Origin of the sequence: Streptomyces sp. NPDC127084, from assembly GCF_042724175.1 — a bacterium.
In the GTDB taxonomy this organism is placed as follows: Bacteria; Actinomycetota; Actinomycetes; order Streptomycetales; family Streptomycetaceae; genus Streptomyces.
Window position 1 is genome coordinate 1 of sequence record NZ_JBHXFA010000225.1, and the last position, 8,239, is coordinate 8,239.

At 69.2% G+C, this 8,239-nt stretch carries 5 protein-coding genes and 1 pseudogene; all 6 read right to left on the bottom strand.

Going from position 1 to position 8,239, the window contains the following annotated elements; all coding sequences use genetic code 11:
* Nucleotides 1-201, bottom strand: a pseudogene (locus ACFWI9_RS31410) (AAA family ATPase); the annotation flags it as partial.
* Nucleotides 198-449 (bottom strand): hypothetical protein, encoded by a 252-nt coding sequence (locus ACFWI9_RS31415; protein WP_387167827.1) that lies wholly within the window; start codon nucleotides 447-449, stop codon nucleotides 198-200. The gene ACFWI9_RS31415 and the pseudogene ACFWI9_RS31410, both read right to left, overlap by 4 nt.
* A complete protein-coding gene (locus ACFWI9_RS31420) occupies nucleotides 446-1,828 on the bottom strand; it encodes a DDE-type integrase/transposase/recombinase (RefSeq protein WP_387167830.1) in 1,383 nt (460 codons plus the stop codon). The genes ACFWI9_RS31415 and ACFWI9_RS31420 overlap by 4 nt, the downstream gene beginning before the upstream one ends.
* A 64-nt stretch (nucleotides 1,829-1,892) precedes the next feature.
* Nucleotides 1,893-2,294, bottom strand: a complete 402-nt coding sequence (locus tag ACFWI9_RS31425) for a helix-turn-helix domain-containing protein (RefSeq protein WP_387167833.1) — start codon at nucleotides 2,292-2,294, stop codon at nucleotides 1,893-1,895.
* A 1,962-nt stretch (nucleotides 2,295-4,256) separates the two neighbouring features.
* Nucleotides 4,257-7,679, bottom strand: a complete 3,423-nt coding sequence (locus tag ACFWI9_RS31430) for a LysM peptidoglycan-binding domain-containing protein (protein ID WP_387167835.1) — start codon at nucleotides 7,677-7,679, stop codon at nucleotides 4,257-4,259.
* Nucleotides 7,680-8,135, bottom strand: coding sequence for a TadE/TadG family type IV pilus assembly protein (locus tag ACFWI9_RS31435; RefSeq protein ID WP_387167838.1), 456 nt, complete (start codon nucleotides 8,133-8,135; stop codon nucleotides 7,680-7,682).
* Nucleotides 8,136-8,239: the final 104 nt, after the last annotated feature.

Here is an 8,239-nt window from a genome sequence, read left to right on the forward strand (position 1 = left end):
GTCGAGGGCCGCGCGGACGGCGACGGTCTTCCCCGCGCCGACCTCGCCGGTGATCACGCCGAGGCAGCGTTCGCCGATGCACCAGGTGATGCGGGCCGCGGCCTGGGCGTGCGAGGAATGGCGGTGCAGCATCCCCGGGGCCAGGTCCTTGCCGAACGGCATGGCCGTGAACCCGTAGTAGCCCTGGATCTTGTCGATCAACGTGGTCCTTCTTCCAGGTGGTCGATGAAGTCTTCGAGCTCGCGGGCTGCCTGTCCGGCGCGGTGGTGCAGGGCCAGGGCGAGGAAGACCGCCCGCTTCGCCAGTGCGGGCAGCGGCCGGCCGTCTCGGCCGGTGGTCTGGCGAAGGGCCAGGTCAAGGGCCCTGTCCCGCAGCCGGCGAGCGGCGGTCTCGGCGTCCTCCAGGTCCCAGATGCGTTCTTGGACCGGGTTGCCGCCGATGCCGGTCACCGGCCCTCGCCGGTCTGGTCGGGCATCAGGGCGGTGTAGTTGATCTTCTGTCCGAGCTCGTTCGTGCGGGCGGTGTCGATCAGGCGGAGGTAGTCGATGCCGGTGGGCAGGGCCGGCGGCGCCTCTGGGATCTCCGGCTTGGCCTTGGGATGCGCGTGACGGGTGACCTTGTGCGGGACGGCGAGGCCGAACGGCCGGTTGTTGAAGCGGACTTCGATCTCGGTCATGTCGAAGGGGTCGAAGACCAGCTCGACTTTGCGGCCGATCAGTGCCGCGTCGACGTTGTAGGTGTTGGAGTGCAGCGAGACGGTCGCGGTCTTGGCGACGGTGCGGTGCTCCGACCAGCGGAAAGCCTCCCGCAGCTGGGCCGGGGTGGGCTGCGGGAACGGGGAGCCGGCCAGCCACCGCTCGAGTGGCGCCTGCCCGGTCTCGGAGTGCACCGCCCGGTGATAGACGCCCTCCACCCACGCGGTGAACAGGCGATTCAGCGTCGCCAGGTCGGTGATGTCGTCCGCGTTCACCTCGACGAGGAACTGGTCCCGCACTGTTCGAAACAGCCGCTCGATCTTCCCGCGTCCTTCGGGGCGGCCGGGGGTGGAGTGGATCAGCTTGACGCCGAGCCTCGCGCAGGCTCTGAGCAGGGCTTTGTCCACGAAGGCGGAGCCGTTGTCGACGTAGACGCCTTCCGGGACCCCACGGGCGGCGAGGGCCGGGCGGAGGGCAGCGGCGAGGCGGACGCTGTCCTCGGCACCGCCCCAGCGATGTCCGACCACCGCCCGCGAATGATCGTCCACGAAAGCGAAGAGATACGTCTTGCGACCTGCGATTTTCGGGCCGTGCAAGGCGTCCCCGACCCAGAGTTCATTGGGGCGGTCGGCCTCGAACCGGCCGAAGGCGGGCGGGGACTGCCCGTCCGGACGAGCCAGTAGGTCCAGACGCCCCAGATGGCGGTGGACGGTGCGATAGGACGGGCCCCAGCCCAGATGCTGGGTCAGGATGCGTACCACCTGAGCGGTCGTGCGCTGCGGGTTCTCCCGCTTCAAGGCCGCGGCCAGGTCCAGAACCTCTTCCGGAGTTCGCGGTGTGACCTGCCTGGTCGGCGGCAGCAGGGCGTCGAAGCCGCCCTCGCGCCAATTGCGCAGCCACCGGTCCAGAGTGCCGCAGCCGACAGTGATCTGCCGACCGAACGGGTCCGTATGCGTCCGCGCGGCCAGCTCGCGGACCATCGCCCCGCGCTGGGACGGGCTCAGGGCAGGGTCGGCCGCCTCGCGGATCAACTGGTAGCGGAACAGCGCGACCTGGTGGGCCCGCTCGGCCCGCCGGCGTTCCTCCTCGTCGACCAGAGCCATAAAGGTGACCTCCGAAAGGCTGCGGGGCATGTCAACGAGCGATCATCGGCCCGCACCACCACAGCCCGTCAGGGCCAACTCGTGTTGATCGACTTCAGATGGTCGGCAGCGGCCAGGAAGGCGCCAGCAGCAAGCCCCGGCTGACCGCCGAGGCCACCCACCAAACCGGCGCGATGACCACAGGGAACCGACGTCGCACCGCCATCGCGGCGGCGATGACCGCGGCGACCGCGTCGGCGAACACCGAGGCCGCGGGCGCCGGCAGCACCACCAAGGGATCGTCGGCGAGCGCGACCAGATGGGAGGTGAACAACCCGGCCACCGCCCCGGCCCGGGCAGAGAACCGGCGCAGCCACCCCCGCACCGTCGACCGCGGCCGCCCCAGCCGGTCCGCGATCCGGCGGTGCCCTGCACCGGACGCCTTCATCTCCAGGGCGGCCCCGATCACCTCGACCGCATCCGCCCGCCGCGACAAGCCGCTGACCGGCAGCAACACATGTGTCAGCCCGCAGACCGAGCACCGGGAGCGGCGCGGCCGTACGTCCAGACGAACATCACCCGCCCCGCGCAGCCCCCGCAGCCGGGCCCACCCCCACGGCGTCAGCAGCCCGCCACACTCTGGACACTCAAACTCGCCTGCCACAAGCCGCCGTTCGACATCACCGGCATCCGCCTCTACCGTGATCAAAGCGCCTCCGGGCGCACCCGAACGGCCCTCCCGGCTTCGCGACCAACGACAACGGGAGGGCCGTTTCCCGATCAAGACATGGTCACCGTGCCCCTCGGCACCCCGGAGATCAACCCACCTGCAACGATCAGCCCATCATGCTCAACCGGAATGGCACCGTCCTACCCCCGTCATGCTCATCCTGAGTGGCAATCAACACCCGGCCGCGCCAACGGGTCCTGTCGATCGCCCTTGCTGAGCTTCAACCGCACACAAGCATGCCCCCCACAATCCCGCGAGCCATCCACGGGCGGCCAGGATTCCAATCAGGCACTCAACGACGCCATGTGCACCTGGCTCGCTGACTGGAACGGAAACCCCGAATCGTTCGCGTGGCGAAGGCGGCGGACGAGATGCTCGACAAGTCGCCACCTACTGCGGTGAATGTCCGACTCAGTCGGTTAGCCTTCAGGCTAGAACCAGTGGTCCCCAGGGTGGTCTGCAGGGTGCATACACAGGCCGTCACCGTTGGTCGCGGGGCATTCCGTCATGACCTTGATCTCGTGGCCGGCTTCTCTGGTCGAAGGCCAGACGATCCACCACGCTGTGCTCGCGTGGGAATCGTAGTCCTGGCTCTGGCCGAGGGTGACGTGGTCTCCCGAGTGGCCGGGCAGGTATTGGCACTGGAGAGTCTTCTCGACTTGGTGCGCGCCGTGGGGAAGGTTCTCGAGAGTTTCGGCCTCCTCATGGGTAATGCTGACCGTACTCGTACAGGTATGGGCGTAGGGAGCTGAGCAGCCAGAGCCAGCGGAGTGGCCCTCGGGTAGCGGGCAGCGGGCGCAGGACGCACCGAAGGTCACCTCGTGCTGTGCTTCGTCCCACCATAGCCATGGAGCAGTGAACGGGGGGTCTTCGTCCAAGGCGAGGAAGTCGACGAGAGCAACATGTCGACCGAGATGGCCAGCAGCCAGGTCACATCTGAAGTATCCCCCGGAATCGAGGAACGCCTCGCCAGCTGTTGTAGCTGCGAGCTGGTCCACTTCTTCAATGCTCAGGTCACGTGATGCCGTGCATGTCATGCGTTCAGGGTGGCACCCGGCACTGACATTGATGCTGATACTCAGGTTCCGGTGGTAGTGGTCCGGGCACTGACTCACGCCCTGCTGGGCTGTCTTCCAACTGTTCTGTCCGACCGCCGAGTCCTGTTCTCACGGCTCCGGCCGGGCGGAACATGACCCATATAGCGCCCTGCGTGGGTCAAGAGGGTCGCTTGAGAGCCTTGCGGGCCTCCGAAGGCCTTCCCCTCGCCAATTTTGCGGAGGTAGTGGTTTCTGCCCGCGCCTGCCGTCGCGGATCTGGCAGACGGCGATAGTGTGCAGGACTGAGTGCGGCGCGCCGGTTGCCGCCGGTGTTGAGACGGTGGCGGACTTTGTTGCTGCTGGAGGCGCCTTGGAGTGCGCTGCCGGTGTAGCCGGTGGTGCTTGGTGGGGAAGCGACTGATGTCCCCGATGGCGGCCAGCACGGTGCCCAGGCCCGGCAGGGTAGTCAGCGTGGTGAGCGCGGCGACGGCATCGCGCATCTCGGCTTCGTCGTCCTTGACCTGCCAGCCCAGTCTGCGCGGGTCGGCCAGCAGGTCAGGGGCTCACGGCGTCAGTTGTCGGTGGCTGTGACCGGCCGGATCCCCTTCATCAGGGCGGCGGCCTTGTCTGCCGACGTCGAGTGGGTGCTTCGCTGGGGGCAGTGCGTTCGTGGACCAGGTCGTCCCGCCAGGGGAAAGCGGGAGCGCCGCACTCAGAATGCCTTGGGCAGCGTCGATCCGGAGCCGCTCAGTAGATCGCTGATCAGTTGCTCGGTCTCCAGCTCCAGGTCGCAGTCCAATGCCTGGTTGACCTGCTGGAGGCGCGAGATGGCCGTGTGAAGGCCGGATCGGTTCCTGGCAACCCATTCGATTTTCATCCAGTCCCGGTACAAGAGCTCAGCGGTCTCATCCGCCTCGAGCCCTGTCGCTATGGCCCGCCGTGCGGCGCTGAGATCGTGGTGCGGGCCAGATGCGGTGCGGTAGGCGGCCACGGTGTGGGCGACGTCGACGATCCGGGTGAGCATCTCCTGCTGATAGGGCTCGGCCCACGGCAGCGGCCGGGTACCGAAGGGGCGGCCCCGCACGAGCGACAGAGCCTTCTCCAGGTCCGGCAGACCGACCGCGGCCTGCGGGAGGGCTTGTTCGGCGAGCTGGAGGAATCTGGTCCAGTCGCAGCGCACGGTGGGGGCCAGGAGATAGGGGTCCTCGCCGCTGCGACGGCGAGGCACATAGGCGTTGCCGGTGGCGTCGTTGCCGAGAGCGCGCCGGAGTCCTTGCAACCGGGCGTTGAGAGTGGCCACTGACCAGGGGGTGATCGGGTCCATGTCGGCGCACATGACGTCGGCGGTCCGCCCAGGACGGAAGAACATGAGCGCGGCGAGCTGGGCGATACGTGGGCCATGGCCGGTACTTCCGACCCGGTCCACCTCCACCGGACCCAGCACCCGGATCTCCGGCGCGTGCAGGTCGCGCGCCGCCATGTCCGTGTCGGCGCTTCCGGCGTGATGGGGCGCCTGGTCGGCAGAGCTCAGAGGCTTGTCGTTCGCCGTGATCGCCGAATCCTCCGCCCCTGGCTTCTGGGGGGTTGCCGGACGGGGTTCCTCGGTGCCGCTGCAGGGGTCGGTCTCGCCGTGGCGGTGGCCGGGCAGGAGTCGCAGGGAGGACGGGCTGGCGGAGGCCGCCAGCAGGGCGGGGAACACCGCTTCGTCCTGGCCGACCGGTGCGGCAGACACCGGCGGAGTGTCGCACTGCGCGTTCGTTTCGGCGGCAGGGGTCTGCTCTGCGGGATCCGGCTCGGTCGCGGTGTTGACGGCGAGTTCGTCAGGCACGCCCTTCCACGGCCCTTCGGGTTCCTGAGCGGGTTGCCCGGACAACGCGAGGGCTGCGGTGATCTGCTGGTAGGCGGCGTGCTCCAGGCGCTGCACCGTGATGTCGGTGCCGAGGTGGTCGAACGGCTGGGGCGTATCCAGGGAGGCGTTGAGGATGTCCGCCTCGGGGAAGTGCGCCGCGGCAGCGGTGGCCGGCGCGATGAGCGTGACCGGTACACGGCCCGCCTTGTCGATCACGTCGGCGAACTCCCACGCCACATCCGGGTCCATGGCGGCAGCGCAGAGCAGCAGCGAGGGCTGGTGCGCGGTCTCGGGCATCTGGTGGGCTTCCAGCAGCCGCTCGGTCAAGTCCCCTAGCGCATGTGCCGGTTGTCTCATGTGCGCGATGCGGGAGGTCGGCAGCAGCTGCGGGAGGTCTTCGCCGAACCCGATGGTGACCACTTCGACCTCGTGGGCCCAGGGGCTCATGCCCAGTTCGAGGGCGAGCGAGGTGCACACCTCGGTGATGTGCACCGGGTTGCCGTCCAGCAGGAGGGCGGGGATCTGAGCGAGGTTGGCGAGGACGAGGTCGCCTTCGGGCGTGCTGCCCACGGTGACGAGGCCGGGGTACGGCGCGCGGATGTCGCGGGCGTCGTCGGCGTTCAGGAGTTCGGCGTCGGCGGCCAGTTGCCACCATCCGGCCTGCCAGGTCGTGAACGGCGGCATCGGCTGGTGGGAGAGGTCTTCCGGGAGGGCCGCCACGGAGCGGGACCCGATTCGGGCTGCCCGCAGCGTGGGCAGCTCCGTGCCGTTCTGTTCGGCCAGGTGCGCGAGGGTGCGCAGCGCGACGTCCAGGCGGGCGGCACCGTGCGGCTCGCCGACTGCGGCGAGTTGTGCTTCGGCGGGGGAGGTCTGGGGGGCGATGGCGATCTTCTCGCCGGGCTTGCGGCGTCGGCGCTGGAGGGTACGCCGGACCGCCAGGGCTCCGGTGACCGCGGCAGCCAGGAGTGCTCCCGCGCCCAGCACGGTGCGCAGCTGCAGCGGGCTGGCGGCCTGCGCTGGCCCTGCCGCTGGGGCAGTCGTGGGGGCGGCGGGGGCTGTCGACCGGGCGGCCGGTTCGGCGGTGCTCGCGCCGGGGCGGGGTGTGGTCGGCTGCGGAGCATTGTCGGCCGGGCTGTGGCTGGGTTGCCCGGTGGGGCTGTTGGTGGGGTCGCTGGGCGTTGACGGCTCGTTGGCGGGTGCGCTGGGGCTGTCGGGGGAGATGGACGCGTCGCTCCCCTGGCTTTCCTGCGGAACCTCTGCGGCCGGAGGGTTGGGGGGCTGGCTGTTCGACTCGTCGGGTTGCCGGTCGGGGGAGGGGCCATCGTGCTGACCGGGGCCGTTGGTGGGCACGGTGATCTGCTGTCCCGCGTAGATCACGTCCGGGTCGGTGATCTCGGGGAGGCCGGTCGGCTGTGGCTTACCGTGGCTGGCGGCGAAGAGCTTCGGCCAGTCGTTGCCGTCACCGAGTTCCTCTTCGGCGATTTTCGACAGGTAGTCGCCCGACTCGACGGTGACGACGTGCTCGCCCTGCCCGGCTTCCGCAGATACCTGCCCGCCCATCTGTGTGCCGGTTCCCGTCGCGGGCGGGCTGGCTGGGGGGCCTGTGACGGTCGGCATCCGCAGCTCCCAGCCTGTTTGCAGGAAACTGGTGGAGGTGAAGGTCTGGCCGTCGTGCATGACGTGGCCCTCGTTCAGCGCGGCGATCGTGCGCCACTGCTCGCCGTCCCCGAGGTCCTTCTCGGCGATGCTCCACAGGCTTTCCCCCGGCTCGACCGTGCGCGTGGGGGACGCGACCGGCTCCGGGCCGGACTGTTCCGTCTGATCTGCTGCCGCGGTCTGCTGCGATACGTGGGCAGGGCCGGGCACGTGGGTGGTGCTGACGGTTGACGCCTGGGCCGGGGAGGCAAGCGCGGAGCTGGTGGGCAGCAGCACCAGAATGCCGCCGATCAGCACGGCAGCGGCACGCTGTGAGGCGCCCAGGCCCCGGGGCGGCTGCCAGGTGCGGCCCCGCAGTTGGGCGACCAGCTCTCGTGCAGCGCACCATGTGAACTGGGCCCAACCGATCCATCCCACCGCGACGAGCAGCAACAGGAACACCGCACCGGTGTCCTGCCGCTCGAGCAGGTGCGCCAAGGAATGGTGGCTGGCTTCCCAGATCACCGGGGTGGCCCAGGACAGCAGCAGCGGCAACCCGCCGACCACGCCGACCAGAACCAGCAGACTGCCCAAACCCTTCAGGGCACGGGCACCGGTGGAGCCCGCGGTGGGGGAGTGGCTGGTGCGCATCTAATTTCCTTCGTCGGGTGCGGTGACGCCGTGCAGGAGCGTCGCCTTGCCATGGCCGGTCACCGGGAGACTCCCGATCCCGACCACAGACAGGAACTTCGTGTCGTACGAAGTGGTGACGGTGACAGTGAGGGACCGTCCGCTGCCGGCGACGCTGACCGTGCCGGCCGCGCCGACGGAGCGCAGATAGGCCTGCGCCGCCGCGGACGCATTCTGAGCATCGACGACGATGCCTTGACCGGTAACGGCCTTACCTGGATCGATGGCCTGTCCGGCGGCACGGGCCGCTTCACCGGCGATGTGGTCGGCGCGCTCGGTGGCGCGCATCTTGCCCCCACCGTCCACCGCGACGCCGATGATGCCGATCAACGCGACGACGCAGATGGCGACGAACACCGTGACCCCGCCGCGGTCGCCACCCCGGCAGGTCCGCACCTCCAGCCAACGCCTGGTCATCACTCGCTCCGTGTTGGAAAACTCGTAGGTTCGGCAGTCATCGCCGTTGCAGATCGTGTTCTGGTGCTGGCCAGGGGGCTTGACTCGATGGAGTGAGGTTTTTG